The organism is Haloarchaeobius ordinarius (assembly GCF_051801355.1).
Taxonomy (GTDB): Archaea; Halobacteriota; Halobacteria; order Halobacteriales; family Natrialbaceae; genus Haloarchaeobius.
This window is the reverse complement of record NZ_CP196560.1, coordinates 1,348,314-1,373,799: the sequence shown is the minus strand read 5'-3', so window position 1 is coordinate 1,373,799 and position 25,486 is coordinate 1,348,314. Positions and strand designations below refer to the sequence as shown.

Annotated in this window: 31 protein-coding genes; 18 read left to right on the top strand and 13 right to left on the bottom strand. The window is 65.7% G+C overall.

Annotation, left to right across the window (positions count from 1 at the left end):
* Window positions 1–59 precede the first annotated feature (59 nt).
* The 3 genes from ACSC1R_RS07095 to ACSC1R_RS07085 are packed head-to-tail and all read left to right on the top strand — an operon-like array spanning window position 60 to window position 1,459.
* On the top strand, window positions 60–566 hold the full coding sequence (locus tag ACSC1R_RS07095; RefSeq protein ID WP_439028373.1) for a DUF7529 family protein: 507 nt from the start codon (window positions 60–62) through the stop codon (window positions 564–566).
* Window positions 563–1,138 (top strand): DUF7529 family protein, encoded by a 576-nt coding sequence (locus ACSC1R_RS07090; RefSeq protein ID WP_439028372.1) that lies wholly within the window; start codon window positions 563–565, stop codon window positions 1,136–1,138. Before ACSC1R_RS07095 ends, ACSC1R_RS07090 begins: the two co-directional genes overlap by 4 nt.
* Before the next feature lie 9 nt (window positions 1,139–1,147).
* Entirely contained in the window at window positions 1,148–1,459 is a 312-nt protein-coding gene (locus tag ACSC1R_RS07085; protein WP_439028371.1) for a hypothetical protein, read from the top strand.
* Here the strand turns inward: ACSC1R_RS07085 and ACSC1R_RS07080 are convergent, their stop codons facing one another.
* Both ACSC1R_RS07080 and ACSC1R_RS07075 read right to left on the bottom strand, forming a co-directional pair.
* Window positions 1,460–2,188 (bottom strand): DUF5806 family protein, encoded by a 729-nt coding sequence (locus ACSC1R_RS07080; protein WP_439028370.1) that lies wholly within the window; start codon window positions 2,186–2,188, stop codon window positions 1,460–1,462.
* A 366-nt stretch (window positions 2,189–2,554) separates the two neighbouring features.
* Entirely contained in the window at window positions 2,555–4,618 is a 2,064-nt protein-coding gene (locus ACSC1R_RS07075) for a beta-propeller domain-containing protein (protein WP_439028369.1), read from the bottom strand.
* Window positions 4,619–4,721: 103 nt separating this feature from the next.
* On the opposite strand from ACSC1R_RS07075, the gene ACSC1R_RS07070 reads away from it, so the two are divergent.
* Entirely contained in the window at window positions 4,722–5,090 is a 369-nt protein-coding gene (locus ACSC1R_RS07070; protein WP_439028368.1) for a universal stress protein, read from the top strand.
* Complete coding sequence (locus ACSC1R_RS07065; protein ID WP_439028367.1) at window positions 5,087–5,641, top strand: GNAT family N-acetyltransferase; 555 nt, start codon at window positions 5,087–5,089, stop codon at window positions 5,639–5,641. Before ACSC1R_RS07070 ends, ACSC1R_RS07065 begins: the two co-directional genes overlap by 4 nt.
* Before the next feature lie 15 nt (window positions 5,642–5,656).
* Here the strand turns inward: ACSC1R_RS07065 and ACSC1R_RS07060 are convergent, their stop codons facing one another.
* A complete protein-coding gene (locus ACSC1R_RS07060; protein WP_439028366.1) occupies window positions 5,657–6,127 on the bottom strand; it encodes a universal stress protein in 471 nt (156 codons plus the stop codon).
* A 117-nt stretch (window positions 6,128–6,244) separates the two neighbouring features.
* Between ACSC1R_RS07060 and ACSC1R_RS07055 the strand changes: the two genes are divergently transcribed.
* The 4 genes from ACSC1R_RS07055 (at window position 6,245) to ACSC1R_RS07040 (ending at window position 9,527) form a co-directional block, all read left to right on the top strand.
* The gene (locus ACSC1R_RS07055; protein ID WP_439028365.1) at window positions 6,245–6,676 is read left to right on the top strand and encodes a universal stress protein; all 432 of its coding nucleotides are present in this window, start codon (window positions 6,245–6,247) and stop codon (window positions 6,674–6,676) included.
* Window positions 6,677–6,771: 95 nt separating this feature from the next.
* Window positions 6,772–7,869 (top strand): sensor histidine kinase, encoded by a 1,098-nt coding sequence (locus tag ACSC1R_RS07050; RefSeq protein ID WP_439028364.1) that lies wholly within the window; start codon window positions 6,772–6,774, stop codon window positions 7,867–7,869.
* Window positions 7,870–7,911: 42 nt separating this feature from the next.
* Window positions 7,912–9,006 carry a DHH family phosphoesterase gene (locus ACSC1R_RS07045; RefSeq protein WP_439028363.1) on the top strand — a complete coding sequence of 365 codons (1,095 nt, stop codon included), beginning with the start codon at window positions 7,912–7,914 and terminating at the stop codon, window positions 9,004–9,006.
* 77 nt (window positions 9,007–9,083) lie between these two features.
* A complete protein-coding gene (locus tag ACSC1R_RS07040; RefSeq protein ID WP_439028362.1) occupies window positions 9,084–9,527 on the top strand; it encodes a DUF5518 domain-containing protein in 444 nt (147 codons plus the stop codon).
* Window positions 9,528–9,553: 26 nt separating this feature from the next.
* Here ACSC1R_RS07040 and ACSC1R_RS07035 read toward each other — a convergent pair whose 3' ends face one another.
* The 6 genes from ACSC1R_RS07035 to ACSC1R_RS07010 form a co-directional block, all read right to left on the bottom strand.
* Window positions 9,554–10,480 carry a carbohydrate kinase family protein gene (locus tag ACSC1R_RS07035; RefSeq protein WP_439028361.1) on the bottom strand — a complete coding sequence of 309 codons (927 nt, stop codon included), beginning with the start codon at window positions 10,478–10,480 and terminating at the stop codon, window positions 9,554–9,556.
* Between the two features lie 3 nt (window positions 10,481–10,483).
* Window positions 10,484–10,909 carry a DUF5807 family protein gene (locus ACSC1R_RS07030; RefSeq protein ID WP_439028360.1) on the bottom strand — a complete coding sequence of 142 codons (426 nt, stop codon included), beginning with the start codon at window positions 10,907–10,909 and terminating at the stop codon, window positions 10,484–10,486.
* Window positions 10,910–11,386: 477 nt separating this feature from the next.
* Entirely contained in the window at window positions 11,387–11,986 is a 600-nt protein-coding gene (locus ACSC1R_RS07025; protein WP_439028359.1) for an archaellin/type IV pilin N-terminal domain-containing protein, read from the bottom strand.
* A gap of 3 nt (window positions 11,987–11,989) precedes the next feature.
* Entirely contained in the window at window positions 11,990–12,568 is a 579-nt protein-coding gene (locus ACSC1R_RS07020) for an archaellin/type IV pilin N-terminal domain-containing protein (RefSeq protein WP_439028358.1), read from the bottom strand.
* A 213-nt stretch (window positions 12,569–12,781) separates the two neighbouring features.
* Window positions 12,782–13,246, bottom strand: a complete 465-nt coding sequence (locus ACSC1R_RS07015) for a DUF7500 family protein (protein WP_439028357.1) — start codon at window positions 13,244–13,246, stop codon at window positions 12,782–12,784.
* Window positions 13,247–13,287: 41 nt separating this feature from the next.
* On the bottom strand, window positions 13,288–13,863 hold the full coding sequence (locus ACSC1R_RS07010) for an archaellin/type IV pilin N-terminal domain-containing protein (protein ID WP_435362656.1): 576 nt from the start codon (window positions 13,861–13,863) through the stop codon (window positions 13,288–13,290).
* Between the two features lie 449 nt (window positions 13,864–14,312).
* Here ACSC1R_RS07010 and ACSC1R_RS07005 point away from each other — a divergent pair, with 449 nt between their 5' ends.
* The 8 genes from ACSC1R_RS07005 (at window position 14,313) to ACSC1R_RS06970 (ending at window position 21,825) form a co-directional block, all read left to right on the top strand.
* Window positions 14,313–15,476, top strand: a complete 1,164-nt coding sequence (locus tag ACSC1R_RS07005) for a FlaD/FlaE family flagellar protein (RefSeq protein ID WP_439028356.1) — start codon at window positions 14,313–14,315, stop codon at window positions 15,474–15,476.
* Between the two features lie 2 nt (window positions 15,477–15,478).
* The gene (locus ACSC1R_RS07000; RefSeq protein ID WP_439028355.1) at window positions 15,479–15,913 is read left to right on the top strand and encodes a flagellin; all 435 of its coding nucleotides are present in this window, start codon (window positions 15,479–15,481) and stop codon (window positions 15,911–15,913) included.
* A gap of 1 nt (window position 15,914) precedes the next feature.
* The gene (locus tag ACSC1R_RS06995; protein ID WP_439028354.1) at window positions 15,915–16,364 is read left to right on the top strand and encodes a flagellar protein G; all 450 of its coding nucleotides are present in this window, start codon (window positions 15,915–15,917) and stop codon (window positions 16,362–16,364) included.
* Window positions 16,361–17,089, top strand: coding sequence for an ATPase domain-containing protein (locus tag ACSC1R_RS06990; protein WP_439028353.1), 729 nt, complete (start codon window positions 16,361–16,363; stop codon window positions 17,087–17,089). The genes ACSC1R_RS06995 and ACSC1R_RS06990 overlap by 4 nt, the downstream gene beginning before the upstream one ends.
* A 1-nt stretch (window position 17,090) precedes the next feature.
* Window positions 17,091–18,752 (top strand): type II/IV secretion system ATPase subunit, encoded by a 1,662-nt coding sequence (locus tag ACSC1R_RS06985; RefSeq protein WP_439028352.1) that lies wholly within the window; start codon window positions 17,091–17,093, stop codon window positions 18,750–18,752.
* 2 nt (window positions 18,753–18,754) lie between these two features.
* Window positions 18,755–20,470, top strand: coding sequence for an archaellar assembly protein FlaJ (gene flaJ / locus ACSC1R_RS06980; protein ID WP_439028351.1), 1,716 nt, complete (start codon window positions 18,755–18,757; stop codon window positions 20,468–20,470).
* A gap of 96 nt (window positions 20,471–20,566) precedes the next feature.
* A complete protein-coding gene (locus tag ACSC1R_RS06975) occupies window positions 20,567–21,013 on the top strand; it encodes a FlaD/FlaE family flagellar protein (RefSeq protein WP_439028350.1) in 447 nt (148 codons plus the stop codon).
* A gap of 308 nt (window positions 21,014–21,321) precedes the next feature.
* On the top strand, window positions 21,322–21,825 hold the full coding sequence (locus ACSC1R_RS06970; RefSeq protein WP_439028349.1) for a PadR family transcriptional regulator: 504 nt from the start codon (window positions 21,322–21,324) through the stop codon (window positions 21,823–21,825).
* On the opposite strand, the gene ACSC1R_RS06965 is transcribed toward ACSC1R_RS06970, so the two are convergent.
* Together ACSC1R_RS06965 and ACSC1R_RS06960 are read right to left on the bottom strand one after the other, a co-directional pair.
* Entirely contained in the window at window positions 21,822–22,253 is a 432-nt protein-coding gene (locus ACSC1R_RS06965; protein WP_439028348.1) for a DUF7112 family protein, read from the bottom strand. The genes ACSC1R_RS06970 and ACSC1R_RS06965 overlap by 4 nt on opposite strands.
* A 143-nt stretch (window positions 22,254–22,396) precedes the next feature.
* Window positions 22,397–22,816 carry a 30S ribosomal protein S6e gene (locus ACSC1R_RS06960; protein ID WP_439028347.1) on the bottom strand — a complete coding sequence of 140 codons (420 nt, stop codon included), beginning with the start codon at window positions 22,814–22,816 and terminating at the stop codon, window positions 22,397–22,399.
* A gap of 132 nt (window positions 22,817–22,948) precedes the next feature.
* On the opposite strand from ACSC1R_RS06960, the gene ACSC1R_RS06955 reads away from it, so the two are divergent.
* Window positions 22,949–23,230, top strand: a complete 282-nt coding sequence (locus tag ACSC1R_RS06955) for a hypothetical protein (protein WP_439028346.1) — start codon at window positions 22,949–22,951, stop codon at window positions 23,228–23,230.
* Window positions 23,231–23,293: 63 nt separating this feature from the next.
* Here ACSC1R_RS06955 and ACSC1R_RS06950 read toward each other — a convergent pair whose 3' ends face one another.
* On the bottom strand, window positions 23,294–24,142 hold the full coding sequence (locus tag ACSC1R_RS06950; RefSeq protein WP_439028345.1) for a polymer-forming cytoskeletal protein: 849 nt from the start codon (window positions 24,140–24,142) through the stop codon (window positions 23,294–23,296).
* Window positions 24,139–25,407 (bottom strand): MFS transporter, encoded by a 1,269-nt coding sequence (locus ACSC1R_RS06945; RefSeq protein WP_439028344.1) that lies wholly within the window; start codon window positions 25,405–25,407, stop codon window positions 24,139–24,141. Before ACSC1R_RS06945 ends, ACSC1R_RS06950 begins: the two co-directional genes overlap by 4 nt.
* Window positions 25,408–25,486 lie beyond the last annotated feature (79 nt).

The window sequence follows — 25,486 nt, the reverse complement described above, 5'->3', positions numbered from 1 at the left end:
ACAGTTCCTCTCAATAGTCGAAAGGAAACCTTTTCTCGCTCCCTCTCCGGTGCCGGAGTATGGACGAGGAACGCACACCTGCGGACGTCGAGACAGCCGAACAACTCACAGAGCGTGTACTGCCGGTGTGGGAGGAGGTCGTCACCGACATGGAGGCGACTGCCGCCGAGTACCGAGACGAGGGCTGGGAAGCCATCGAGTGCCATCCGGGCGACGTGGCCGCCGTCGCCGACGACGTGGGTCGGACCGGGCTGGACGTGCTCCTCCCGGACGACGAGTTCGACCGCGTCGAGACGGCCTACGACGCCGAGGGGGCGTTCGACGAGGTCGAGGTCTTCCGCGCCGAGCACGGTGGCGTCGTCTTCGCCGTCGCGGCCCTGCTGAACGAGGCCAGCCAGACCGCCCTGCTGGTCCCGCTCTACTACGACGCGACGAGTTCACCGGACTTCCTCCAGCTGGTCGAAGACGAGGGCGAGCTTCGTATCCACCTCCGACCGCTGGACCAGCGCCGAATCATCACGTTCACCCAGCACGAACCCGAATTGTTCCTGCCGGGCGAGGAATGAGTGACGAGATGCGCGACGAGATGCGCGACGTGGACGCCGCGGTCACCCCCCACCGCGACGAACTGTACGCGGACGCGGCCGCCATCGCCGCCGAGTACCGCGAGGCAGGCTGGACTGCACACGCCCTCGAACCGACTACCGTGAGGCCGCTGTCGGGTGGTGGTGACGGTGCCGAGGGCGGTGTCAGTGACGAGGCGACCGACCCCGGACTCGGGTTCGAGGTCGTCGTCTCCGCGGCCCAGTTCGACCCGGTCGAGGCCGCCGTCGCGGCCGAGGACGCCACCTTCGACGCCAGCGAGGTGTACACCCGGCTGGTCGACGACCTCGCGCTCCTGGTCGTCGCCGTCGTCGATTCGGCGACCGAGACGGCCGTCGTGTTCCCCCTGTACTACGCCGTCGAGACGGCCCGGACAACCCTCGTCGCCGCCCGCGACCGCGGCGAGTTGCTCACACACCTCCGCCCAGGGGACGTGGACACGGACGGCGACGAGGCAGACGAAACATCACAGAACGTCGTCACCTTCGCACACGACGCCCCCAGCCTTTTCGTCCCTGAGCGTGTCAGTCTCTAACGAGCACCGATGTCCGCCTCCAAACCCGAGTACGAGTTCCTCCTGACCGTCGGCTGGCGAACGTTCCTCATCGCCGTCGCCGGGTTCGCCGTCTCCAGCGTGGTTCTGGGCAACCTCCCCATCGTCCCCGTCGTCTCGCCCGACCTCCCCGGCGCGCTCGCGAACGCCGGCCGAGTGGCGACACTCGTCGTCGTCCTCTCGTACGCGGTACTCCGACTGCGCGAGTTCACCGCGGCCGTCGAGGACGACCACCTCGTCGCGCCCGACGAGCACACCGAGAGCACGGAGAACGCAGACCCCGAGTCGGCGACGCGGGCCTGATTACTCCTCCTGTTCGCGCAACTCCGAACTCGCCTCCCGCACCTCGCGCATCACCGAAGAGATGCGCTCCTCGGCGTCGAGTTCCTCCTCCACCGAGAGGTTCACACCCTCGACTTCGAGCAGGAACTTCGCAACCTCGGTCGCTTCGTACATCACGTCGTCCAGTTCCTCCGCGGTGAAGAAGTCACACATCGCCCCGTAGAGGAACGTCGCGCCCGCGGTCCGAATCTTGTCCTCGAACGCCGAGCGCGCCTGGTTCACGGCCTGTGGCGTGTAGGTATCGGTCATGAACGGGACGAGTTCGGGCAGGTTCTCGCCGATCTTCGTCATCTCGACGCCCGTCTCGGTCCGGAAGTCCGAACACAGCCGGGCGATGGCCCACTCGCGGGCCGTGATGTACGTCCGGTCGCGCAGGAACTCGTTCACCCGGTCGTACTGCGCCCCGTCCATCTTCTTGAAGCGGTCGTACTTCCGGACGTCCTCGGGCACGTCGAGGTTCTCCTCGGAGGGAACGCCGGGTGTGGGCTGGCTGTCGGTTTCGGCGGGCCCGGTGTCGGTTTCGGCGGGACCGGCCCCGGGAGGGCTGGCGGCATCGTCGGCCGTCGGCTCGGTTGCGTCTGGTTCCGACTGCTCGGCTGCCTCCGCGAGATGGGCCTGTTCGGCTCGGTCTGTCGTCTCCGACTCCTCGTCGACAGCCCTGGGGGAATCGTCGGGCGTCTGCTCGGTCATTGGCTGTGCGTCTGGCGGCGACCGGGAAAAAGCTTCGCTGGCTGGGGGTGCTGTGTGTGGTACTCGGCGCAGTTCGAGTGGTGGACAGGGTCAGCGTTCGGTCTGGTGGTGGTGTCGAGGGGCAGTTCACTCGCACTGGTGGAACTCAGAGACCGCGCCACGCCCTCCCCAGCCGATTCCGGTCCTCACTTCACTCCACTTCGTTCCGTTTCGTTCCGGTCCTCATCCGCCGTGAGAGCAAGCTCTCACGAGCCCACGCTCGCAGGCTCGCGTGGACCTCGCGCGTCGCCGGTTTGCGGCTTCACGTCGTTCAGCACGCTCACCAGCGCGCGCCACACCGAAAATCGAGAGACAGTCGTCGGGCGGTTACTCGGCCGCCGCCGCGACCACCGACGCGGGCGTCGGCTCCGGGTCGACCGGTTCCGATTCGACGGGCTCCGGTTCGGGTTCGGGCTTCTCTTCGCGGTCCGAACCGTCACCGAGGTCGACTTCGGTCACCGTCTGCCAGTACGTCTCGTCCACCACGACGAGTTCCGCGTCGCTGAACACGTACAGGTAGTCGTCGAGGTACACCGCCCGGGTCGCGGGTGAGTCGGTCCGGACGAACGTCTTCTGCGTGAGGTCCTCGCCGAAGACGTAGCCACCGCGTTCGGTCGGGAGGAAGAACGCGTCGTGCTTCGGGTCGTGGAGGAAGGCGTGGTGGGTGCGGGCCACGGCCGACCAGTGTGCGTCGAGGACCCTGGACTCGGCGACGGTCGGGTTCTGCGGGTCGGACACGTCGAAGACGGTCGCTTTTACCTGCCCGTCCTCCTGCCCGATGCCGAGCATCCGGTCCTCGCCGAGGGGGTGGAGATAGCGCGAGAAGCCGGGGAGTTTCACCTCGCCACGGACCTCGGGATTCGCGGCGTCCGAGAGGTCCACGACGTAGAACGGGTCGACCTGCCGGAAGGTGACGACGTATGCCGTGTCGCCCATGAACCGGACCGAGTAGATGCGTTCGGTGACGCCCATGTCGTGGACCGACCCCTGTATCGAGAGGTCACCGTCGAGCGTGTACAGGTCGTTCGTGGAGTTCGCGCCCCACGGGTCGACCGTCGTGGCGATGCGGAGGTCGCCCTCGTGTTCGTCGAGTGCCCACTGGTTCAGGGGGCGACCCGGCACCTCGCCGGTCTCGGCGACCGAGAGCGACCCGCCGTCGCCCTCGATGGCGATCTTCACGATTCCGGAGCGGAGCAGGTCGCGCTTTCGCTCCTCGACGTACTGCTGGTAGCCCTCCTGAAACCGCTTCTGGAGGTCGGCGCGCTCGTCGGCGGGCTGGCGGGCGAGCCAGTCCTGCACGAGCGCCTGGAGTTCGACCTGCCGGGCGCGCGAGGAGAGGTCGTAGGAGGCGAGTTCGTCCAGCCGGTCCCCGGCCTGCTGGTCCAGCAGGTCGGTCGAGTCGAGGTAGCCGCGGAACGTCTCGGCGTAGCTGGCGCGCTTCGTGTAGGTCAGGTACACCGCGTTCTCGGAGACGTACGTCGCCGAGTGGTCGTAGGTCCCGAGGACGGTCACCGAGTCCAGCATCTCGCCGGAGTCGGGCGAGAGGACCGCCGTGGTGTAGGTCACGCTCGCGTCGGTCTGGGCGGTCGGGTGGTACACCTCGGTGCAGGCGATGCCCGGCCCGTCACGGAACGGTTCGACGGGGCAGGGATGGTCGGGCGTCACGCCCTTCTGGAGCACGAGGTAGAGCTTCCCGTCCATGAGCCGGGCCGACCGGACGCTCGCGTTCAGGGTTTTCGACCAGGTGCGGTCGGGGGCCGATGGGTCGGACACGTCGTAGGCGTAGACGCCCCGGTGGTCGAAGACGACCAGCGTGTCGCCCGAGAGCAACAGTTTGCCGGAGGCGTCGATGTTCTCGACCACGGCGGGCGCGGCTGGGTCGCTGGTGTCGAGCACGCGGGTCTGGCCGCCCTCGCCCCAGTAGCCGCGGCCGTCGGCATAGTAGACGGTCGAGCCGTCGGGCGCGGTCTTCACCCGGTCGGGTTCGTCGATACCGGTCTCCTGTACGTTGGTCTCCGAGACGCGGGAGGCCCCGGCGGACTCGCCGCCGGCAGACTGGGCGGCACCGCCGTCGTCACCGGCCGCGGTGGTCTGTGCCGAGTCCGTGGTGAACTCGACCGCTGGTTCGGCGACGGCACCGCCGCCGAAGGAGACGCTGCCGTACCTGCCGCGGTCCTGGGCGGCACGGACGTACGCGGCGAAGGCGGCCTCGGATTCGAACTGCCGGACGCTGCCGTCACCCACCTGTGAACCGGAGTCGTCCGGTGTCGGGTCGTCGGGAGACGGGTCAGTTCGCTGGTCGAACGTGTCGGTGAACGCGACGAGACCGGCACCGACGGCCGACAGCACGAGGATGCCGGCGAGTGCCAGTGCGGGGAGGGAGTGGCGCATAGGAACACCTCACCTTGCGAGATAAAGGCAGTATCGCAGGCTGAAACGCCGCTTTCAGCTTGGGGGGCAACGGTTTTCACGCGGGCGGGTGGAAGGTACGAACATGAGAGTGCTGCTAGGAATAGAGGGGAGCGACGAGTCGATGCGGACGTTGCGAAAGACGATCGAACGGGCGAAAGAGGCCGGCGACCAGTTGACCATCGCCGTGGTGGAGAAAGACGAGTCCAAACGAGAGCAACAGGAGATGGTCGAGCAAGCCCGCGAACTCGTCGCGAAGTCCGGCATCGACGCCGAGGTGCGAGCAGTGTCCGGCCACCCCGGTAGTACCCTCGTCGACATCGCCGAGGGCGAGGAGTTCGACCAGCTCGCCATCGGCGGCGGGACCCAGAGTCCGATGGGGAAGATTCGACTCGGCCCCATCACGGAGTTCGTCCTGCTCAACGCCAACGTGACGGTGAAACTGGTCCGATGAGCCCCGAACGCGTCTACCCCGACGAGCCAGCCGGGCCGTTCCCCACGCCGCCCCAGACCTTCGAGGACAGGGAAGGACGGACCATCGACCTCGACACCGCAGACATGGACGACGTGGACGACATCACCGCGATGTACGTCGAGTTCGACCCGGCCGACCGCGCCCAGGGTATCCCACCCACGGGAGAGGACCGGGTCCGCGACTGGCTCGACACGATCGTCGGCGAGGGGCTGAACATCTGTGCCCGTCACGACGGACAGGTCGTCGGCCACGCCACGCTGGTCCCCGACACCAGCACCTTCGAGACCGACCAGGTCGCCTACGAACTCGCCATCTTCGTCCTCCAGCCGTACCAGCGCGCCGGTATCGGCCGCAAGCTGCTGGAGACCTTGCTCGGCTACGGGAAAGACGAAGACGTCGAACGCGTCTGGCTGACCGTCGAACGCTGGAACACCGCCGCCGTCTCGCTCTACCGCGACACCGGCTTCGAGACCTGCGGCTCGGAGAGCTTCGAACTGGAGATGTCGTTGCTGCTCGCAGACGAGTCGTGAACCGCAGCCCGCCGGTCAGACCGACAACAGCGGCTGACTGGCGTACAACAGCACGTATTCTGCAGCCTTCGCGAGCACGTCGCCGGAGTCGCTGGTCAGCGGTTCGCGGGGAACCACGATGAAGTCCGCTTCGAGGTCGTCTGCGGTGTCGAGGATGACGCTACCCGGATGCTGGGTCTTGCGGTGGGTCGAGAAGCCGTAGGCGGTCGAACTGTTCAGTGGCACCTCGGTCGCGCCCACGCGGTCTTCGACCTCCTCGATGAACGTCTGGGCGTCGTCCGCAACCTCCGCCTGGTCGAGGACGCCCTCTTCGATACCCCGGACCACGTCCTGGCCGACGACGTAGACGGCGTGGACCCTGGCGTCGTACTTCTCCGCGATGGCCACCGCGTACTCGACGGCCGTGACGGACTCGTCGCTGCCGTCGACCGGTACGAGGACCATCTCGACGTCGAGCGGAGCCGCCGCGGGCGGGGAGTCGGTCATGGTCGAGAGTGCAACCCGGGGCACCAAAAAGCTACAGGGGTCGAAGTCGCCCAGACGGTGCCCACGGGCCGGTACCGTGGCGCGGGCTTTAAGCCACCGGCACGCGACGCCTGACGTATGTTCGATACCGTCGTCATCGCCACCGACGGCTCCGAGAGCGTCAGGCGGGCCGTCACCGTCGGGCTCGACCTCGCCGAGCGCTTCGAGGCCACCGTCCACGCCCTGTACGTCGTCGACGCCTCCGAGGTCGAGTCCTCGCCGGAGTCGGTGCGAGACGAGTTCCGGTCGGCCCTCGAAGAGAGCGGCGAGGAGGCCCTGCAGACGGTCACCGCCGAGACCGACGCCGAGGTCGTCACCGCCGTCCGCGAGGGCCGCCCCGCCGCCGAAATCTGTGAGTACGCCCGCGAGGTCGACGCCGACATGGTCGCCACCGGGACCCGCGGCCGCCACGGCGAGAACCGCTTCCTCATCGGGAGTGTCGCCGAGCGCGTGGTTCGGACGTGTGACAGGCCCGTGTTGACGGTGCGGCAGTTGCAGGAGAAATCGTAAGTTCTCCAGAAAATCCATCGTTTTCCGGAAAAAACAGCAGTCCTCTGAACGGTCTGGCCCGATAGATTAAGTCACCAGCCGCGCTCCTCGCCAGTATGCACTTGACGGACCTCGAACGATACCGGTCCGTCCCCGTGTTCCTCCTCGGCGGCTGGTACCTGCTCGCCGCCCTCGTCCACTTCGTGTGGCACCGTGACTCGCTGGTCTCGACCGTCGGCGAGTCAGGGCTACTGGTCGTGCTCGCGGGCTGTCTCATCTACGGTGCGAACCGGCTCTCCCGGCTGGAACTCGGTCTCGGTGACAGCCTCCGAATCTTCTGCTGGACCGTCGCCTCGGCTGGCGTGGGACTCGTCGTCGCCGCCGTCCTCATCTCGATGCAGCAACTGGACGGGGTACCCATCCAGAACGTCCCCGTGTTGCTGTTGAACGCCTCGGCCGCGACCGCCGTCATCGGCCTCGCCGTGATGGAGTACCGGGAACGGCTCCTCGGCGAACAGGAGATACTCCGCAACCAGAAGGCCGCCGTCGACAGACTGAACCGGCGGGTGACCGTGCTCAATCGTGTCCTCAGACACGACCTGCGCAACGAGACGACAATCATCCGTGGCTACACCGACCTCCTCGTGGACAGCGTCGACGACGTCGAGGCTGTCGAAGCGCTGGAGACGGTCCGGGCGCACTCGGAGAACGTCGAACGGTTGAGCGGCCAGGCGAAGCGCCTCAACCGGGTGTGGGAGGACGCCGACTCGACCGCCCTCGACCTCGTCGACGTGGTCGCCCAGAGCGTCGACGCCGAGTCGTCCGCCCACGGGACGACGACGATCACCACGGAACTGCCAGCGTCCGCCCCTGCCATGGTGCATCCCCGGTTCGCCTTCGCCGTGACCGAGGCCGTCGACAACGCGATTCGACACAACGACCCGTCGACCCCGGTCGTCGTCTCGGTCGAACACCCCGACAGGGAGCACGTGATGGTCCGGGTCGCCGACACCGGGAGTGGCATCCCGGACAACGAAGTCGCAGCGATTAGAGACGGCACCGAGGACGCGCTGGTCCACTGCTCCGGCCTCGGTCTCTGGTTGCTGTTCTGGACCGTGACCCTCTCGGATGGGACGCTCACGTTCAGGGAGAACGAGCCCCGGGGGACGGTGGTCGAGATGGTGGTTCCGGCCGCCGACGCGGCGCGACGCTGACGAACCGGCGGTTTCTTCCCCGCCCACCCGCACTGTCTGGGCATGTACGAAGACGTCATCGACGACGAGGACATGCCGCTGTCCCGCAAGTCCATTCTGCCCGGGACCGGTTTCTTCGTCCCCGACGAGATAGACGAGGAGCGAAAGGAGCGAGAGATCGCCGCCGCCCTGGAGGGCCGGGAGGTCGCCGTCGTGGCCGACCCCGACGCCGACGGCCTGGCCTGTGTCGCGCTGGTCCGCGAGGTGTTCGGCGAGGCCGCGCTCGTCCCCGCCGGACCGCACGAACTCGAGGACGGCCTCCAGCGCGTCGCCGACTACGCCAGCCCGGACGTACAGGTGTTCGTCTGCGACCTCTGCCCGGACAAGTACGAGTACGTCGACGAGGAACTGGAAGCCCTGATGGCCAACAGCGCCTCGGTCCGCTGGTTCGACCACCACCAGTGGCACGACGACGTGGCCGCGAAGGTCCGCCAGGCTGGCGTCGACCTCGTCGTCGGCGACAGCGAGGAGGAGTGTACCGCCGACGTGGCGCTGCGCTCGCTCGACTACGAGTTCGACGAGCAGTTCGCAGAACTCGCCGCGGTCACCCGCGACCACGACCTCTGGCTCCGCGAGGACCCTCGCTCGGACGACATCGCGGACCTCGCGTACTGGCTCGAACCCGAGGAGTACGTCGACATCGTCGCCGAACACGGTGTCGACCTGCCCCCGGAGGCCGAGGAACTCCTCGCCGAACGCCGCGTCGAGAAGGAGGCGCTCATCGAGAAGGCGGTCCAGCGCGGCGAGATACGGGAAATCGACGACTGGAAGGTCGCCGTGACCTACGGCCGGTGCTCCCAGAACGAGGTCGCGGAAGCCTTCCGCGAGAAGGGTGCCGACGCGACGGTCATCGTCAAGCCTGCCGGCTCGGCCAGCATCCGCGGGACCGACGAGTTCCAGCGCTGCCACGAGGTCGCCGGCCAGGTCAACGGCGGCGGCCACCCCAAAGCCGCGGGCTGCAAGCCCCGCATCTACGACGACATGCTGGACTACGCCCACCACTGGACGACCCGTGGCGCGACGACGAAGCAGGTCATCCTCGACGCCTTCCGGAACCTCCCCGACGAGGAGGACGAGGGCGTCGAGACGGAACGCTAACGCGAAACTGCCGCCGGCGCCGACCCCTTGGCAGAAAAAGGACAAGTACTTTATCTGGCATGAACGAAGAGTGACTCGTGCGTCCCCTCGCTACCCTCCGGCAGACGGTCACGGACGACCCGTGGCTGTACGCACTTCCTGCCGGCCTCGTCTCGGCACTGCTCATCGCCATCGACTACGGACAGTCGTCGTCGAACGTCCTCCAGTTGCAGGTCGTATTCGCCGCCGGCCTCCTCGGCGGACTACTGTACAGTCGTCGACCATCTCGAATCCGACGAGTCGGCCTCCTGACCGGTCTCGTCAGTGCTGTCGCGGTGCTGTGGCCCGTGGTCGACCTGCTCGCGTTCGTCACCGGGCTCACCCAGCCAGTCTGGTTCACCGCGGGACAGGTCGGCATGATATTCGCCGTCGCCGCGCTCGCTGTGGCACTCTGTGGCCTCCTCGGAGTTGCAGGTGCGATCGTCGGCGGCTGGCTCGCCGAGAAGCTACGCGGGACCGCTACCGGACACACGGCGAACTGACCGGAACCCGCCTCGGCGACGCTGCATCACTCTGTGAGGCTCGCCTGGACCGTCTCCCGCGTCGGCAACCCACCGCGAGCACCGGCCCCCAGACAGTTCTCGGCCGCGACCGCCGCCGCGAACCGCCCGGCTTCCCGGGCGGGTCTCCCGTCCAGAATCCAGGCGTCGACCAGTCCAGCAGAGAACGCGTCGCCTGCGCCCGTCGTATCCACCGCGTCGACATCGAACGCGGGCACCTCGACCACGTCGTCCCCGTCGAGCAACAGCGCTCCATCTTCACCCCGGGTCAGTGCCGCCCGGGAGACACCACGCGCCCGGAGTTCGGCGGCTGCCTCGCGCCCGGTACAACCCAGGTAGGACTCGATGGGCACCTCGCTCGACACGAAACAGTCCACCACGGAGAGCAGGTCGTCGATAGTCGCTTTCCGGGCCCCGCGACCTTCTAGCTCCGCGAGTGGCCCCGCTAGGTCGAAGACGATAGGTGGAAACCCGTCGTCTCCCCGTGCCGCTTCGACCAGGGCGGACACCGCCGGGTCGGGCGCGTAGGCACTCGTGAAGACGGCATCCGCCTCGCGGCAGTACTCGATATCGTCCTCGCCGAGTCGCAAGTTCGGGATACTGTCGCCGCCGGCGATGATCATGCGCTCCCCGCCGTCGTCCCGCAGAATCATCGTGTAGCTGGAGCGCTCCTCGCCGCGCTCGACTCTGGAAGAGTCGATGCCGCGCTCACGCAGGTCCGCGAGCACGTGGTCGCCGTCGTCGTCACGGCCGACCCGGCTGACGACGCCCGTGTCGCGGCCCAGTCGCGACAGCCCAGCAGCCACGTTCGCGGCGACACCACCGACCGCGAGCTGCTCGTCGCGGGCGAACGCGCCGCCGTCAGGTTCGGGCAGGTTCGTCACCGGGTAGATGCGGTCCAGCAGGGCACTGCCGACCGTGACGACCGTCGGCATCGCCTACCGCTCGCCAGCGACCCACTTCTGGCTGTACGCGGCACCGCAGGCACAGCGAGCGTACGCGTGGATGACGTCGCCCTCCTCGTAGAGTCCGCCGACCTCGTCGTTTTGTTCCTCGGCGAACGCGAACACGTAGTTCACTTTGCCGCCATCGCATTTGGGGCAGTCGCCGCTCGTCAGATCAGGTGCGATGGTCCCCTCGGTCTTCATCGCTTCCTGCGCGAACGCCATCGCGTCCGAGCCAGTGCCGACGGTGAACGCGTTCCGGCCGCTGTCGCCGTCGACCACGATGACGATGCCGTCGTCGGCACGCTCGCCGTACTTCTCGAGTCGGCCGATGTCGTCGACGAACGAGTCGGCGAGGTACAGTGCGACGTCGTCGGTGCGCTCGCCCGCGAGGAACTCCGTACGGGGTGAATCGCTCATAGGCGCGGTAGCTTCTCGAGTGGTAAAAAGAACGCGAGTCACGGACGTGGGAAGTGCCCGTGGGGCTCGCATGGAGAGAAGGAATCCGGGACGAATCGGTGTAGGGACTGCTGTAAGTCAGCGCCGTATCGACCGCACCGATCGTGCGGTCGCCACGGAATACGGTTACAGCAGTCCCTATCAGTCTCGCGTTGCCTCGCGATGTGCCCTGGGATACGCCACTATCATAGCGTGTGGGGTCGACACCGATTCGCTTCGGGTGTTGCCTGTGATGTGTGTGGGATACGCCACATCGTTTCGTTCGCCGCACTGTACTGAAATCCCGGGTCGGGTCTACGAGCGCATCCGTGGGTCGGACGCGTCGAGCGGCCGTTCCTCCGGTCGGTCTCACCGGCGCATCCCCGGTCCGGAGACCGAACCGATGGGATGGATGCGCCCGCAGACGGGACGACTCGGAGCGGGTGTCAGCCGCTTCGTTTAGACCGCGACGTAGTCCTGATCCGAGATGGTGTCCGGGACGTTCACACCGTAGATCGTCGTCGCACCGGACTGGTCGACGATGCGGACCGTCGCTTCTTCGCCCTCCTCGAGGACGTCACCGAGGTCGGTCAGCGAGATGCCGACGACCTTGCGCTCGGACGTCTCGTTGAGGACCACGTCACCGGACGCCGCGATGTAGGAGTCCTCCGCAGTGTCCGTGGCGGACACCGTGAAGTTCGTCCCGCTCGCACCGTAGGCGTTGCTGAAGGTCAACGTCTCTGAAACGTCGTCGGTCGTGTACTCGATGGTCGCGTCACCGAGGTCGATGTCACCGGAGCCTGCGGACTTCATGACCGTGAAGTTGAGGTAGTCGACGCTGCCAGAGCTGGAGTTACCAGTCGCACTGACGACTTTGACCTGGTTGGAGACCTGCGCCTGTGAATCCTCACCGGTGTCGGAAGCAGTCGACTCGAGCAGCCCGGCCGTGTTGATGAGCACACCAGCTGCGACCGCAGCGACGAGCACCATCGCGATGAAGATGATTAGCGTGCCGATACCGACCTGACCGCGGTCGTCGTTATCGATAGTCGTGTACATTGTTTAGACCCTCACGAAGGTTTCGTCGGAGATGGTGTCCGGGACGTTCACGCCGTAGATCGTCGTCGCACCGGACTGGTCGACGATGCGAACGGTCGCGTCGTCACCCTCGACGAGCAGGTCGTTGATGGACGACAGGTCGATGGTTAGCTTCACGCGTTCACTGGTGTTCGTGAGCACGTCGTCGCCGTCACCCGCAATCGAAGTCGTTCCGAAGGCCGTGGCGCTCGCCCCGCCAGCAGAGTGCGAGAGCGTCTCACGGGCCGTGTCGGAGAGATACTCGATGGTCGTGTCGTTCAGGTCGATATCGCTCGAGCCCGCGGACTTCTTGACCGTGAAGTTCAGCGTCGTGACGTTGCCCGTCCCGTCGGTCTCACCGACAGCCGTGACCACGTCGATCTGGTTGGAAACCTGTGCTTGCGAGTCCTGCCCCGTGTCGGAGGCAGTCGACTCGAGCAGCCCGGCCGTGTTGATGAGCACGCCAGCTGCAACCGCTGCGACCAGCACCATCGCGATGAAGATGATGAGCGTACCGATGCCCACCTGGCCGCGTTCGCCGTTCGTTGTATTGTCCACTATCATTTTCCTGGGTGGGGATGCGCCCCGAATAGTCCATAGCTGGGTACTACTATCAAGGCCCGTATCATTTCAGATGCCGAATCGGGCCTCGACTCACGCCTCGATACGAGCGAGGATTTGGGCAGAGAATCGTCTTTCAGTCTATCGTTTTTCTGCCGAGGTACGACACAGGTGCTGTCGCTATCGAATCGAACGACAGACAAGAAACTACCAGATTCAGTACGTAACTTCGAGCTCGGATGCGTCGAGCAGTATCTGCAGCGTCTCCTCCGGTGGCAGCTCGTCGTCGAGTTGCCGTGCGTACCAGCGGAGCAACTTCGTGAACACGACCCGAATGTCGCTCGAGGTCAACTGTTCGCGTCCGATACCGTCGTCGGTCTTCACCGTCACGTCCACACCGTAGCGGGCACTCGCGTTCGCTAGCGTATCGGCGGGGTCGGCCGACCCGCTGGTCGGCCGGTCCCGGTCCCGGGTGTCGGACCCGACGTCTGGGATGAGCGCCGGGTCCACGTCCGGTAATCGGTTCTCACCGCCGTACGTGTTCGCAGTCGAGTCCTCGCTCGCCGAGACGACGAACCGGTTCTCGTCGAGGGTCTTGAGGCGATCCTCGTCGGGAGCCAGGTCCTCCGGCGAGAGGACTCCGTCTGCATTCGCGTCCGCGTTGATTGTGCGTTCGTTCATGTGTGATCGTGCGCCCCGTGAGGGGCGTTTCGTGGTACCTCTCAGACCTTGACGTACTTCTCGTCGGAGATGGTCGATGGGACGTTGATGCCGTAGAGCGTCTTCGCCCCGGATGCATCGACTATCTGCAACATCGCCTTTTCGCCTTCTGGGAGGTACTGTCCTTCGACTGCTGCGTCGGTGACGTTAATGGTGACGCGGATCCGGTCGGAGCGGTCGTTCAGCGTCGTGTTCGAGTCTCCGCTCATCTTCGTGAGCGAGACAGCAGTACTGTCGCTTGACAGCGTCACTGCCGCCGTGTCTGAGACCCATTCGAACGACGCTTTGGTCAGGTCTATGTCGCCGGCACCGGCGGCCTTCATCAAGGTGATGTTGACCGTATCGATTCCGGTGCCATTTGCGTTCACTTCACCGGTCGCCGAAACGACGGTGATGTGATTCGAGACCTGGGCCTGGGCGTCCGAACTCGTGTCCGACGCCTTCGCTTCGAGCATGCCGGCCGTGTTGATCAACACGCCAGCTGCGACTGCGGCCACCAGGACCATCGCTATGAAGATGATCAAGGTGCCGATTCCGACCTGCCCGCGGTCACCATCTTTTGATTCCGTTACGTTCATCGGTATTTCACCCCGTGTGCGAGTGGCTCACTCACGACCGCGCGGGCGAGATGGCCCACGTGACCGCGACCAGCTGCGCATGGCCCAGATGGGCCAACCGGCAGCTGCGACGGCGAGTCGGTCCCGCCTGTCGCCAGCTGCCGCGAACGTCGTTCCCCGTTCCGGGGTGAGCCGATGTGTAGCATCACAGCTTGGGGAGCGTTCCCCGAGTATGGCATCGGCGGATGGACCTATCAAGGCCCGTATGTCCTCAGCCGTCGAATCGGCGGTCGACTCACGTCTCGATACGCCCACCGAGTCGGCTTCCGAACTGGTCCGAGCCTCTATAGGTCGAACGACAGTACTGTTCGATGGTGACTGCTGGGAGCACAGAGACGGTCGCAAGACTCGCACTACGTCGTGGAGACGACAGCTCGCACACGAGCGAACACAAGTACTAACGGAACGACATGGGACTCCGAGACATCCTCGCCGACTTCCTCGGTTCAGGCGGCAATCAGGCACAGGGGAACGCCCCCGGTGCCGGCCAGAACCAGCAACAGCAGTCGGCACAGGGTCCCCAGGCTGGACAGGGCACAATGCCCGGACAGGCCGGGCAGAGCCCGCAGCCACAGAACGCGGGGGTCTCCATCGACGAGCTCGACCAGGAAGAACAGATCGAGACGCTCGAACAGCGTATCGACGGGATGGAAGAGGACCTGACCCAGTCCCAGAGCCAACTCGAAGGGATCCAGGGCTCCCAGCAGCAAGTCGCCGATCGCATCGAAGACGTGAACGACACGGTCCGACAGCTCCTCGGCATCTACGACCAGTTGACCGCCAGCGCGAACCCGTTCATGGAGGGCGGGCAACCGGGCGCAGCGATGGACGAAGACGCCGAGGGCTTCGGCCTCGTCGCGGAGACCGACGAACCGGCGGGGATGCCCCCCGCCGAAGAGGAAGACGTCGAAGACGACGGAGACGAGTCGGACGACAACGAGGTCGTCGTCGAACCGACCGACTCGACCGTCGAGGAGGACGAAGACGACGACGCGGTCTCGTTCGACGACCTGAAAGCAGAGCAGGCAGCCGAGTCGGAACTCGAAGACGACCCCGAGGCGATCGATGACGACGACGAGACGGAACAGACGGAGGAAGACGATGAACCGGACAACGAGATACAGGTCGAGACGACGTCCGAGTCGGAGGGTGCCGAGATGAGCACCGCCGAACAGGACCCTGCCCAGACGGAGCAAGCGGTCGCACAGGGCTCGATGAACGACACGGCCGAGACGTTCGTCGCGCCGGCCGAGGCCAACACCGACGCGACCTTGCCCGGCCTCGCGGACACGTACGCGACAGACATCATCGTGTTCGAGTGGTTGACCGGCCTGGTGACGAGCGCCGGCCCCGCGGCGACGCTCCGGGCTATCGCCTACTACGAGGAGATCGGCTGGATTTCGCCCGCGGTCAAGTCGTATCTCGAAGGGGTGCTCTCCGGCCCGGACCTCGACCTGAACGTCGACCCGAGTCGGGACCCCGAGGAACTGAACGCCGAGGACCACGCCGAGAGCTACGAGTACATCATGAAACTCAGCGCGGTCCAGGAGACGATGGACGACACCGGACTGTAATCATGGGACTGAGTACCAGCGGCGCGATGGCTATCCTGTTCGTGGGCGTGTTGCTCACGGTGAGCACGGTGTTCCCGGTCGTCGAGACCGCGAACGAACGCCTCACGGACGCGGTCGACGACCGTGGCGAGCGCGAACTGGAGCGGCGGAACACGGACATGAACGTGACGAACGTGAGCTACAACGCGAGTACGGACACGCTCACGGTGACCGTCACCAACACCGGCTCTCGCACGCTGTCGGTGGACGAGACCGACCTGCTGGTCGACGGCGTCTACCAGACCGGTGCGACGACGAGCGTTGGGGGTGACGCCAGCCGTGACCTCTGGATGCCCGGCGACTCCCTCGAGTTCGAACTGGCCGGCGTCACCACCGCCCCCGACCGGGTGAAGCTGGTGACCGAGTACGGCCTGGCGGAAACGATAACGGAGGTGTGAGATGGCGAGTACATCAGTGTCGAGTCTCATCATGTTCATCGCGGCGATGCTCATCGCGGTGAGCGTCGCCGGGACCATGGTGACCAACGTCGGCGAGGTGAGTAGCTCGATAGATGCCAAGAGTGCGGACGCGGCACAGAAGATAGACACGGAGGTGGACATCATCTCCGACCCCGGCAGCACCGCGGTGTACGACGGCTCGAATACGGTCACGCTCCTGGTGAAGAACACCGGGAACGGGCGACTGCCGAACGAGACGAGCAACGTCGACGTCCTCGTGGACGGCCAGTACGTCCCCGACAGCGACCGGACGCTGACCGTCGTCGACGGCAGCGAGTGGCGGCCGGGCAACGTCGCCCGGCTCGAACTGGACCGGAGCCTCTCTGCCGGTTCGCATCGCGTCGTCGTCATCGTGAACGGAGACGAAGAGGTGTTCGAATTCTACGTATGAACGACTACTACTCGCTCGGACTGACCGACACGGACCGCGTCAACCACGCCTTCGGTGGGGGCATCCCCCAGGGGAGCATCGTCCTCGTCGAGGGTGTCGACGGCGCGGGGAAATCGGTGCTGAGCCAGCGCATCGCCTACGGTGTCGCCACGGAGGACGCGTACGTCGGCTACGTCTCGACGGAGCTCACGGCGGGTGAGTTCATCAGACAGATGCACTCACTGTCGTACGACGTGGTCGACCACTTGCTGACGGGCAAGGTGTTGTTCCTCCACGCGGACGTGGACACGCACCGTAACGGCGAGCGCCGGGAACTGCTCTCGCGACTGACCCAGCCGAGCCTCCTCTGGCAAGGCGACGTCGTCGTCGTGGACGCCTTCAGCGCGTTCTTGCGCAACGACCCGACGTTCGACGCCATCACCGGCGTCGGCGACGAGGACCACAAGATGGAGAGCGTCCTCACCTACCTCCAGGGCATGACGAAGCGGGGGAAGTCGGTCGTCCTGACCGTCGACCCCGAGGCCGTCACCGAGAAGGCACTGATGCCGATTCGGAGCGTCGCCGACGTGTTCCTGCAGATAGACACCGAGACCGTCGGGCAGTCCATCAGGCGGACCATCCGCGTCCGGCGCTTTACCAACATGCGTGACCCCGTCGACGACTCCATCGGGTTCAACGTCCAGCAGGGGCGTGGGATGACCGTCGTGAACCGGACGGTGGCCTGAGATGGCAGAGTACGGCACCACCCGGATGTCGACGGAGTTGCGCCAGCAGGCCGAACAGCACCTGCACCTGATGGACCACCTGCAGGAGTTCGGCGCAGAGTTCGGAGAGTACCCGACGCTCGTCGACGACCCCGGCGACTACAAGTCGGACCGGCCGAACGTCTGCTACCAGGTGTCCGACGACGTGTTCGTCCACGTCTACGGGGACCTCGGCATCGACACGACGTACTACTGTATCGAACCGACGCTCACGGACCAGCAGCGCGACCTGTACGCGCAGGTCCGCCAGCGCATCCTCGACCGGTCGGTCACGCGCCCCGCTCCCTCGGACAACGACGAGTTCGAACAGCACCTCGACGGCCTCCTGAACGAGGTCGTCTCCGTCGGTGGCGCGATTCGTGGCATCGGTGGTGCCATCGGTGGTGGCATCACGGTCGACCCCCAGACGTACGACGCGCTCCGCTACCACCTCCAGCGAGACATCGTGGGACTCGGCCCCCTCGACCCGGTCATGCAGGACCCGGAGAACGAGGACATTCACGTCATCGGCCCGCACCAGTGCGACATCGACCACGGGACCTACGGGATGGTCGGCACGAACGTCGACTTCGGGTCGCTGGAGTCGTTCCAGAACTGGATTCGAAACATGGGCGAACGGATGGACACGCCCGTCAGCGACTCACACCCCATCATCGACTCGACGCTCCCGGACGGGTCGCGTGTCAACATCATCTTCTCCGACGACGTGTCCATCAAGGGGCCGTCGCTCACCATCCGTCAGGGCGAGGAGATTCCACTGTCGATCTTCCAGATTACGAAGTGGGGTACCCTGAGTCCGGAACTCAGCGCGTACCTCTGGCTCTGCCTGGAGAACGAACAGACGGTGTTCGTCGTCGGCGAGACGGCGTCCGGGAAGACGACGACGCTCAACGCGAGCCTCTCGTTCATCCCGAACGACTCGAAGATATACACCGCCGAGGACACCGCCGAGGTGAAGCCGCCACAGGAGACGTGGCAGCAACTGCTCACGCGTGAGGGTTCGGGCGACGACGGTGCGGACGTCGACATGTTCGACCTCGTCGCGGCCGCGCTGCGTTCGCGCCCCGACTACATCATCGTCGGGGAGGTCCGTGGTGCCGAAGGTCAGATGGCGTTCCAGGCGGCCCAGACGGGTCACCCGGTGATGCTGACGTTCCACGCGTCCGACATCGTCTCGATGATTCAGCGGTTCACCGGCGCGCCGATCAACGTCCCCGAGACGTTCATGGACAACTGCGACGTGGCGCTGTTCCAGAACCGCGTCAAACAGGGCGACAAGGTGCTTCGTCGGGTGACCTCGGTCCAGGAGATAGAGGGCTACTCCGACTACGAGGGCGGCGTCGTCACGCGGCAGGCGTTCAACTGGGACCCCCGCGAGGACAACGTCGACTTCACCGGCCGGAACAACTCCTACGTGCTCGAAGAGCAGATAGCCGAGCTACTCGGCTACCAGGACACCCGGCTCATCTACGACGAACTCGACAAGCGTGCCGAACTCATCCGGCGGGCGATGGACGCCGACATCCTCGGCTACCACGAGGTGAACGAGTTCATCGCCGACTACCAGCGCGACGGACTGGAGGGCATCCCCGTCCAGACCGCCGACCTCGGCGCGACCATCTGACCATGTCCACCGCGAACCAACAGCCCGGCGACGTGAACGCCCTCCTCTCGTCGATTCGAGAGGCGTACCGGCGGATGGAGATGCCGGTCAGGACGTACCTGCTCATCATCGTCCTGCCGTCGTTCGTATTCGCGGTCGGAACCATCGCCATCACGGTCGCGCTGTCGCTGTCGCTGACCGTCGGTGGCCCGCTCGTCCTGCTCGGGCTGTTCTCCGTGTTCGCGGCACTGCTGTACCCGAAAGCGGTCCAGGACAGACAGCGCAAGCAGATACGCCAGCGCTTTCACCTCTTCCTGACCCACATCACCGTCCTCTCGATGACGAACATCAACCGGGTCGAGATATTCAGGACGCTCGCCGAGGAGGACGAGTACCAGGCGCTCGCCGAGGAGATGGGCTACCTCGTCGCGCTCGTCGACACGTGGAACCAGAGTCTAGACGACGCCTGCCGGATGCGGGCGCGGCAGGTCAACTCGCCTCTCCTGTCGGACTTCCTCGAACGGCTCGCGTACACCATCGGCGGCGGCCAGCAGATATCGGAGTTCCTCATCGACGAACAGGAGAGCATCATCCAGCAGTTCGTCATCCGGTACGAGGCGGACCTGAACAAACTCGACGTGATGAAAGAACTCTACCTGTCGATGATGCTGTCGACGGCGTTCGTCCTCGTGTTCGCTATCGTCCTCCCCGTCCTCGTGGGCGTGAACCCGACGCTCGCGGTCGGGGCGGTCATCGGGATGTTCGTCATCGTCCAGGCGGGGTTCGTCTACGCCATCCACGCCATCTCCCCGTACGACCCGGTGTGGTACATCCAGGAGACCGCCGGTGACTACCCGCTCAAACGGGCCATGCCCGCGATGGTGGTCGGGGGCGGCCTCTCCATCGTCTCGTTCGCGGTCGTCGGCGGTATCCTGCTCGGGTACCTCCCCGTGAAGAGCGACGTCCTCCCACTACCCATCATGTCCGCCATCCCCGTGACGCCCCTGTTGATTCCCGGATGGCTCGTCCGGCGCGAGGAGAAGAAGGTCCAGGACCGCGACAGCGAGTTCCCGAGTTTCATCCGGGCACTCGGGGCGGTCGAGTCCGTCAAGCAGACCTCGACGGGTAACGTCCTCGAGACGCTCCGGAAGAAGGACTTCGGTGCCCTCACGAAGAACATCGACAACCTGTTCAAACGCCTGAACATCCGCATCGACTCGACGCGGTCCTGGGCGCTGTTCGCCGCCGAGACGGGGTCGTACCTCATCCAGAAGTTCGGCGACATGTACGTCGAGGGACGGCGCATGGGTGGCGACCCGAAGATGCTCGGACAGGTCATCTCGCGCAACCTCGGGGAGGTCCTGAAGGTGCGCGAACAGCGCCAGCAGGCGACCACGACCCTCATCGGCGTCCTGTACGGGCTGACCGCGGCCTCGGTGTTCTCGTTCTTCGTGGGGCTGGAGGTCGTCGAGTTGCTGATGCAGATCACCCAGGACATGGACCTGAGCGCGAGCCAGATGAGCTTCCTGCTGTCGACGAAGCAGTACGACGTCCAGATGATAGAGTTCCTGCTCATCCTGACCATCGTCCTGAACGCGGTGCTGTCGGCCATCATGATCCGGGTGACCGACCGCGGACACATGCTCAGCGGCTACGTCCACTTCGTGGCGCTGACCTGGACCGGCGCGCTGACGGCCGAGCTGACCCGGTACGTCGTCGACGCGCTCATCTCCGTGTGAGCGGGGGTCTCGGCCCGAAACGAGGCCCGACTCACCGCTCGATACGGCAAGAGTCTTTATACTGGTATAGGCCGAGGTCTCAGGTAGGAGACACGGATGTCACTGCACACCGAGAAACCGTACCTGCGGTCGATGCCCAGCACTCCCTCGGCCATGGAGGCCACGATGGAGTGGGCTCGCTACCTCGGTGAGACGTTCGGGACCAGCGGGGCGCTCAACTGCCTGCGCTACTACGAACACCTCGGCTGGATAAGCGCGACGGTCCGTGACGCGATGGTCACGTACATCCGCGGGCTCTCGCTGGCCGAGATACACAACAAGAAGTACGACGAACCGGCGACGCTGGAGTATCCCCTGGAGACGCTGTCGGGGACACCCTTCGGCACGCACGCCCGGTCCCTGAAGTACATCGCGAAGATGGCCGAAGACGACCTCGAAGAGCACCTGATGCTCGCCCGGCTCGCGGAACGGCGCGTCGAGAAAGACCTCGACGACCAGGAACCCGCACGCCGGGAGATAATCAAGGCCATCGGCGACGACTGACGGTCGTCGACGCCCCTGCAGCCATAAAATATTTCTGTCACGTATCGCGGGACGGCATCAGAACCATCAGAAATCACCAATTCTAAATTGTGGGTTTCGTCCCTACTACGCTGTAATTTTCTGCATTTCCGACCTAGGAAACTCGAACCGGTTTCGGCCAACACACTTATGTCATAGAATCTTGGTTGGCCGATTGACTTATTGCATAGGCCTCCTAGCATTTATTCAGTATCTGGACGTGGCTCGAGGCTTCTGGTGGAGGCCCATCACGCTCCGTTCGGAGAAGGCCAAAAGGTGACGACTGCAATATGTACGACGATCCCGATTCCCGGTCGGTGTTCAGCGACCTCACGGCAGCTGCCACCGGCAACGATAGTGGCGAGGAACAGTACGAACTGACCATCGGGTCAGCTCACAAGGTAGACGAGAAGACCGTCGAGCGAGAACTCGACGAGATGCTCGACTCGGTCGAGGAGGCGCTCCCGACCGACCACGCCGACTTCGAGGAGACCATCATCAAGGAGAACTTAGACGAGATACTGCTCATGCTCATCTCGCTGCGCGGCGAGACCCACGGCAAGGAGCTCATCTCTGACCTCACGCGCCTGTTCGACGCACAGCTCAGCCCGGGGACGGTCTACCCCAGCCTGCACCAGCTCGAAGAGGAGGACACCCTTCGGATGCACAAGAAAGTGCGGACCAAGGAGTACTCCATCCAGGACGAACATCAGGTCCGCGTGACCGTCGAGCGCACCATGCTCCAGCACCTCGCGTTCGGCTACCTGCTCTACTCCTTCCTCCCCCGGCTCTAATCTTCGATATCTTCGGCGATAGACGCGAGACTGTCACTGGGCTTCTCCAGTGCGGTGTAGAACGCGCGGTCTCCCGGGGCCCGCAGGCCGTACTGGAACGCCTCTTCGATGACGTCGACCAGCACCGACCCGCCAGCACTGCGGTTGTGTTTCGAACACCACTCCGCGAGTCGGTCCGCGCCGCTCTTCTCGCGGGCGGCCGCCGGCGTGTCGTAGACGCCCGCGACGACCAGCCCCTCGCTCGTCAGGTGTGACTCGATGCGGGCGTGTCGTTCCTTCCCGTCCAGCATCATCCGGACCACCTCACCTTCGGGGAACTGGTCGGCCTCGTCGGCCGGGAGTTCGATTCTGAGGCGGTCAGTCGCCCCGTGCTTTTGCAACTTCGCACGCACCGTCGGCACTGCATCGGAAGAAACGCGATCAGCCATACGTACCAATGGACCGTCACCGGCGGTATACCTGTCGCTCACTGGGCAGGGCGCGAAAGAAGTGTCGTGGGCCGCGAGCGCGCGCCGAGGGAACTACCCTCAGGAGACCTACGACGCACTCGGGGCGGACCCGTCTGGTCGTTTTACTCTTCGTCTGCGTCTTCGTCTTCGTCGCCGCCCTCGAGGCCGAGGAGTTCCGGGACGGACTTGTCGCCGACGGAGACGACTTTCGTGTTGACCTGACTGGTCTCGTCGGAGATGACGCGACCGCGCAGGGTCAGGCGCTTGCGCTCGCCGGGACGGTTCGGCTTGTAGCCCACGGAGCGCTCCTTCATGAGGACCTCCTTGAGGTTCGGGCCGGCGATGTCGGCACGCATCGGTCGCCCGGCGGCGTCGGAGCCGCCGGTAATCTCGAGCGTGCAACCGTCGAGGCCGACGGCCGCACCGTCGACCTCGTCGCCGATTTCCTTGTTGATGAATCGGTTGGCGTCCTGTTCCTCTGCTTCGAGCTGGTGTGTCGCGCCCGTTTCGGGGTCCGCAACGACGACGTTGAAACTCACCATAGTGGTGCCAACTCGTTCGTCGGCGTTCAAAACTCCGTCGAATCGGCCCGCCACCGGGTCGCTCGTCCTCGGCGACCACCCGCCGCAGGCGCCACCCCGAAAGGTAAGTCACCTCCCGTCGAACCAGCGACCATGCAACCCGGCCGACTCGAGCTCCGTCTCGAACGCGAGTTCGGCGGACAGGCCCACGTCGTCGTGCGCGAGGCCGTGGACCTCCGTGACTCCGGACAGTACCGGCAGGACGCGGGCCACGAACTCACGGCGGACGTCATCGTCGACAACCTCCGCGACGCGCCCCAGGGCGACGTCGTCGAGCGATGGAACTGGTGGCTCGGGTCGCTCGCGCTGGCCTACGGCGACGAGTACCAGTACTTCACCGTGCGGCGGAACCAGCGCGAGAACGGGACGTTCTAGGCGGGACACGGGAATCGAATACCGCGGACGGTCGAACACCGCAGGGGGGTCGAACACCGCGGGTCAGTCGGGCAACGCCACCGGTTCGAACGTGGCGAACCCGTAGTAGGTCACGAAGACCGCGCCCAGCCCCGCCGACAGCAGGAGGATTCCCCCGAGTCCCAGCCACGGAACCGCGCCGAGCAGTTGCAACGCGACCGACACCAGCACGACACCGGCGACGGTCCGGCGAACCGGAGTCGAAAGCGGGAGGCGTCGGCCCGCGGCCGCGCCGAGGACCACGGTCGCGTACACGACGGTCAGGAGGAAGGCGACGAGGCCGAGCAGGGTCAACGGGATCAGTACGACGGTGAAGGCCATGAAGACGAAGACCGCCAGCAGCGTCAGGCCGGTCAACGTCCCGGCGACCAGACAGACAAGGGGGTGGTCGGTCAGTGCGTCGCCGGTGTTCTGGAGCAACCCGGGACGGCGCGACGCGACCAGTGCGGCGGCCCCGGCCAGGACGAGCGTCTGGAGGGCGAACGTCCCCCACCCGCCGCCCGTCGCCCCGTTGTCGGTGCCGACGAGGTCGGTCCGACCCTCGATTGTCGCGCCCGGCGCGATTGCCGGGCCCTCGCCCGTGACCTGCAGGTCGCCGACGCGGGCCCCGTCACGTATCGAGAGGTTGCCCGCGAGGAAGACGACCCGGTCGACCGACCCGTCGATGGCGACCGTCCCGCCGACGACGTACACCGTGTCGGTGACGCTGGCGTTCGCGGGGACGGTCGCAGACCCCCCGGCGACGATGACGGCGTCGTCGCCCGAGGCGACCTGCTCGCCGTCGAAGACGACGCGGGCCGTCTCTGCGTCGCCACCGGCGGTCACGAGCAGGAGGGCGACCAGCAGGAGGACGACGAAGGCGGTCGGTCTCACGCCGTCTCACCCCGGGCGTGCTCGCGGAGCCGAGAGAGGTAGAGCCCGAGCGCGAGCCCGACGAGCAACACCAGTGCGAGCGCGTTCACCAGCGAGAGGTGGTCGACCAGCGAGACACCGGTCTGGTCGAAGTACAGCGCCAGCCCGGTGCTCAGGAACGTCGCGACCCAGCCCGCCATCCCGACGCCGAGGCTCGCGTACCGACCGACCGTCTGCGGGGTCGAGAGGTCCGGCCACAGCGCGAAGTTGATGGTCGTGTAGAAGCTCACGGCCATCGCGTAGAACAGCGGGAGCACCAGTGCCGTCTCGCCCGCCGGAGCAGTCGCGGCGTCGAAGGAGTACAGCAGATGGGTGACCGAGAACAGCCCGAACGTCCAGAGGAACACCGCCTTGAGTTCGAAGTTCACGTACAGGACACCCGCCATCACCGCCCCGACGACGTGGACCACCGCGATGAACAGGTGGACCGAGAAGTCGGGCGACTGCCACGCCGAGAGGACGTACACCGGCGTCTCGACGATGCGCAGGAAGCCGAAGCTGTCCACGAAGTACACCCCGAACATGAGGACCAGCGCGGTGAGAAAGCGCGGGCTGGTCATCCGAACCGGGTCGGGCCGGCAGAACCGCCCGCGGCCGAACATCTCACGCTGGGCCGCGAACCGGTCGAGGACATCGGGGCGGCGGACCACGAGGAACCCCAACAGCCCGAGTGCTGGCACCATCGCGGCCACCATCACCCGACTGAACGCGCCGACGTTCCACTCCAGCGGGTAGATGGCGGCGAGGAAGAACGACGAGCCCGCGATGGCCGCCCCGACCCAGCCGCGGTCCGGGACCGGGACGAGTTCCACTGCCAGCCCGAACGTCGCCGGGACGCCGACGCCGAGGGCGACCGAACACGCGAGCACCCAGGCGTAGAACCCCGGCACGCTCCGGACGAACGGGGCGACCGCCGTGAGGACGGTCTGGACGACCACGACCCCGAACACCAGCCGGAGCTTCACGTCGAGGTCGGCGCTCCAGCCCCGGCGGTCGAACAGCCAGCCCATCGGCAGGGCGACCGCGACGGTCGCCAGCGCCAGCACCGCCATCGCGAGTGACACCTCGCCGCGGGTCATCCCGACCAGTCGTGTTCCGAGGTCGAGCAGGCCGAGCTGGACGAACGTGACGTTGTAGTAGTACCCGCCCGACAGCAGGGCGACGTAGAAGCTTGCGCCGACGACCGGGAGCCAGTCGCCTTCGCGGATACACGCGGCGAGTCGCATGTTCGTGTCAGTGGACGGAACACCGGTAAGCGTTCCCCTGAGTGGACCGACGGACCGAAGTCCCTCCGACCGCTACGCG

What these genes read in the sequence shown, in the direction of transcription:
- ACSC1R_RS07095 (WP_439028373.1), top strand. Translation starts at nt 60, where the DNA reads ATGGACGAGGAACGCACACCTGCGGACGTCGAGACAGCCGAACAACTC.
- ACSC1R_RS07090 (WP_439028372.1), top strand. Translation starts at nt 563, where the DNA reads ATGAGTGACGAGATGCGCGACGAGATGCGCGACGTGGACGCCGCGGTC.
- ACSC1R_RS07085 (WP_439028371.1), top strand. Translation starts at nt 1,148, where the DNA reads ATGTCCGCCTCCAAACCCGAGTACGAGTTCCTCCTGACCGTCGGCTGG.
- ACSC1R_RS07080 (WP_439028370.1), bottom strand. Translation starts at nt 2,188, where the DNA reads ATGACCGAGCAGACGCCCGACGATTCCCCCAGGGCTGTCGACGAGGAG.
- ACSC1R_RS07075 (WP_439028369.1), bottom strand. Translation starts at nt 4,618, where the DNA reads ATGCGCCACTCCCTCCCCGCACTGGCACTCGCCGGCATCCTCGTGCTG.
- ACSC1R_RS07070 (WP_439028368.1), top strand. Translation starts at nt 4,722, where the DNA reads ATGAGAGTGCTGCTAGGAATAGAGGGGAGCGACGAGTCGATGCGGACG.
- ACSC1R_RS07065 (WP_439028367.1), top strand. Translation starts at nt 5,087, where the DNA reads ATGAGCCCCGAACGCGTCTACCCCGACGAGCCAGCCGGGCCGTTCCCC.
- ACSC1R_RS07060 (WP_439028366.1), bottom strand. Translation starts at nt 6,127, where the DNA reads ATGACCGACTCCCCGCCCGCGGCGGCTCCGCTCGACGTCGAGATGGTC.
- ACSC1R_RS07055 (WP_439028365.1), top strand. Translation starts at nt 6,245, where the DNA reads ATGTTCGATACCGTCGTCATCGCCACCGACGGCTCCGAGAGCGTCAGG.
- ACSC1R_RS07050 (WP_439028364.1), top strand. Translation starts at nt 6,772, where the DNA reads ATGCACTTGACGGACCTCGAACGATACCGGTCCGTCCCCGTGTTCCTC.
- ACSC1R_RS07045 (WP_439028363.1), top strand. Translation starts at nt 7,912, where the DNA reads ATGTACGAAGACGTCATCGACGACGAGGACATGCCGCTGTCCCGCAAG.
- ACSC1R_RS07035 (WP_439028361.1), bottom strand. Translation starts at nt 10,480, where the DNA reads ATGCCGACGGTCGTCACGGTCGGCAGTGCCCTGCTGGACCGCATCTAC.
- ACSC1R_RS07030 (WP_439028360.1), bottom strand. Translation starts at nt 10,909, where the DNA reads ATGAGCGATTCACCCCGTACGGAGTTCCTCGCGGGCGAGCGCACCGAC.
- ACSC1R_RS07025 (WP_439028359.1), bottom strand. Translation starts at nt 11,986, where the DNA reads ATGTACACGACTATCGATAACGACGACCGCGGTCAGGTCGGTATCGGC.
- ACSC1R_RS07020 (WP_439028358.1), bottom strand. Translation starts at nt 12,568, where the DNA reads ATGATAGTGGACAATACAACGAACGGCGAACGCGGCCAGGTGGGCATC.
- ACSC1R_RS07015 (WP_439028357.1), bottom strand. Translation starts at nt 13,246, where the DNA reads ATGAACGAACGCACAATCAACGCGGACGCGAATGCAGACGGAGTCCTC.
- ACSC1R_RS07010 (WP_435362656.1), bottom strand. Translation starts at nt 13,863, where the DNA reads ATGAACGTAACGGAATCAAAAGATGGTGACCGCGGGCAGGTCGGAATC.
- ACSC1R_RS07005 (WP_439028356.1), top strand. Translation starts at nt 14,313, where the DNA reads ATGGGACTCCGAGACATCCTCGCCGACTTCCTCGGTTCAGGCGGCAAT.
- ACSC1R_RS07000 (WP_439028355.1), top strand. Translation starts at nt 15,479, where the DNA reads ATGGGACTGAGTACCAGCGGCGCGATGGCTATCCTGTTCGTGGGCGTG.
- ACSC1R_RS06995 (WP_439028354.1), top strand. Translation starts at nt 15,915, where the DNA reads ATGGCGAGTACATCAGTGTCGAGTCTCATCATGTTCATCGCGGCGATG.
- ACSC1R_RS06990 (WP_439028353.1), top strand. Translation starts at nt 16,361, where the DNA reads ATGAACGACTACTACTCGCTCGGACTGACCGACACGGACCGCGTCAAC.
- ACSC1R_RS06985 (WP_439028352.1), top strand. Translation starts at nt 17,091, where the DNA reads ATGGCAGAGTACGGCACCACCCGGATGTCGACGGAGTTGCGCCAGCAG.
- flaJ (WP_439028351.1), top strand. Translation starts at nt 18,755, where the DNA reads ATGTCCACCGCGAACCAACAGCCCGGCGACGTGAACGCCCTCCTCTCG.
- ACSC1R_RS06975 (WP_439028350.1), top strand. Translation starts at nt 20,567, where the DNA reads ATGTCACTGCACACCGAGAAACCGTACCTGCGGTCGATGCCCAGCACT.
- ACSC1R_RS06970 (WP_439028349.1), top strand. Translation starts at nt 21,322, where the DNA reads ATGTACGACGATCCCGATTCCCGGTCGGTGTTCAGCGACCTCACGGCA.
- ACSC1R_RS06965 (WP_439028348.1), bottom strand. Translation starts at nt 22,253, where the DNA reads ATGGCTGATCGCGTTTCTTCCGATGCAGTGCCGACGGTGCGTGCGAAG.
- ACSC1R_RS06960 (WP_439028347.1), bottom strand. Translation starts at nt 22,816, where the DNA reads ATGGTGAGTTTCAACGTCGTCGTTGCGGACCCCGAAACGGGCGCGACA.
- ACSC1R_RS06955 (WP_439028346.1), top strand. Translation starts at nt 22,949, where the DNA reads ATGCAACCCGGCCGACTCGAGCTCCGTCTCGAACGCGAGTTCGGCGGA.
- ACSC1R_RS06945 (WP_439028344.1), bottom strand. Translation starts at nt 25,407, where the DNA reads ATGCGACTCGCCGCGTGTATCCGCGAAGGCGACTGGCTCCCGGTCGTC.